The sequence below is a fragment of the Limnohabitans sp. 2KL-17 genome, assembly GCF_003063415.1.
GTDB lineage: Bacteria > Pseudomonadota > Gammaproteobacteria > Burkholderiales > Burkholderiaceae_C > Limnohabitans_A.
In genome coordinates, this window is the sequence record NZ_NESK01000067.1 from 1 (window position 1) to 1,841 (window position 1,841).

Consider the following 1,841-nt stretch of genomic DNA (forward strand, 5'->3'; position numbering starts at 1 on the left):
CCTCGCAAGCCTCGTCGGCCAAGTTGAACCAGTGCTGCACAAAGTACATGCGCAACATACGCTCAAGTCCCACCGGCGGGCGACCATTGCCCGGCTTGGGGTAATGCGGCTCGATCACTTCGCATAGCGCATGCCACGGAACGATCTCATTCATTGTGGAGAGGAACACGTCGCGCCTGGTTGCGCGACGGTATTGTTCGAATCCGGCTCCTGCATCGGCCGCTAGGGCAAGGGTCTGTTGTTTCATCGACCTATAACGAAACAGCACCCAATGCGGTGGACTTATTCAGCGTAGCCTTAAATGAGGAAACCCATTGAACCGCATTCGACACCTTCGTAACTGGAATTACACGTCAAACATCAGAGGCTGGTATGCACCGATAGCTGACATTCTCTGAATCAAGAGTGCCCGGCTGTTGAAAGCCTCTTTTGCTGCTGAACCTCACGTAATAGCGATGCTGGGCGCTCAAGGTGCAACCGATAGAGCTATGAGCGTGCCCATCACTGCATTTGGCATCTGATGATAAGGGTCAACCCAAAAAACTAAAAAAACCACATCGAGCGACGTGGGCCTTTTTTCTAAAGGCGCTCGCTGGCGACCTCAGAGGAAATTGATATCCTAGGCGGCGTCGGCCTCAACGTAGCCCTAGGAGATTCCCATTAGCCACTTTGAACATGCTCTTGCTTTTTACAGAGACTTCGATCCGTCAATCACGACGACAAAGACTAACGCTTGGCCTGAGTTCATAGACCCGAGCACTCTTACGGCTACGTTTCCCATGACGCCTATCGAAAACGCAATATGGGAGCAGATCCGCGAACTCGGTGCGGTTTTCTATCCCCAGTATCCCGTAGATCGATTCTTTGCGGATTTCGCGAACCCTGTTGCCCGCGTCGCCATCGAGTGCAACGGCTTGCAATTCCACCAAGACACCGTACGCGACCAGGCGCGAGATGATCGCTTTCACGAGTTTGGCTGGAAGGTCTACCGCATACCTGGAAGGCTGTGCGTGTCCGATGCAGATCCAGATAACGAGGCTGCTGGCCCATTCTCGCGACGATTCATCTACGCAATTGCGGAGAGGCACGGTCTGCTCAGTATCAATCGGGCACCTCCTCCCTTCGACGAGTACATGGATGACTACCTGCGTTATTCGCTTGAGGGAAAGCTAGCCTTCATAGGGTTGAGGTACTGAGTACGCTATAGCCACAGGAATGGCTTCTAGTGTCCAGTCCGCACCATTTCCACAAGGGACAGCTCCACCGCAGCCCACTCCACCTCACTCCCTATGAGTTCAAGCCGAACAAACTGCCGCAACCGTTGATTCCCGGCTAGGACATCTTTCAGGAATAAATGCAGCCAAAAGGCCTGGCCGATCAGAATTCATCTCGGTCTGATTTAGTTCGCCATTTGACCGCTATTATCCGATCTGGTCGTTTAGTGATCAGTAGTGAAAGGCCGCTCCCAGCCTGTCTTGACTGCCAGAAATAACATCAGCATCAGTTTTGATGGTTGACTCAAAGGCAGCGGTTGCGGACATTAAGGCTACGCTGAATAAGTCCACCGCATTGGGTGCTGTTTCGTTATAGGTCGATGAAACAACAGACCCTTGCCCTAGCGGCCGATGCAGGAGCCGGATTCGAACAATACCGTCGCGCAACCAGGCGCGACGTGTTCCTCTCCACAATGAATGAGATCGTTCCGTGGCATGCGCTATGCGAAGTGATCGAGCCGCATTACCCCAAGCCGGGCAATGGTCGCCCGCCGGTGGGACTTGAGCGTATGTTGCGCATGTACTTTGTGCAGCACTGGTTCAACTTGGCCGACGAGGCTTGCGAGG

The 1,841-nt window shown here is 53.5% G+C and carries 3 protein-coding genes; 2 read left to right on the forward strand and 1 reads right to left on the reverse strand.

Annotation, left to right across the window (positions count from 1 at the left end):
- The coding region (locus tag B9Z45_RS16545; RefSeq protein WP_146180858.1) for a transposase at positions 1-247 on the reverse strand (247 nt) is incomplete at its 3' end.
- Positions 248-779: 532 nt separating this feature from the next.
- On the opposite strand from B9Z45_RS16545, the gene B9Z45_RS16550 reads away from it, so the two are divergent.
- Positions 780-1,196 (forward strand): endonuclease domain-containing protein, encoded by a 417-nt coding sequence (locus B9Z45_RS16550; RefSeq protein WP_108408287.1) that lies wholly within the window; start codon positions 780-782, stop codon positions 1,194-1,196.
- A 398-nt stretch (positions 1,197-1,594) separates the two neighbouring features.
- Positions 1,595-1,841 (forward strand): transposase (locus B9Z45_RS16555; protein ID WP_146180858.1); only part of this gene is annotated, 247 nt, incomplete at its 3' end.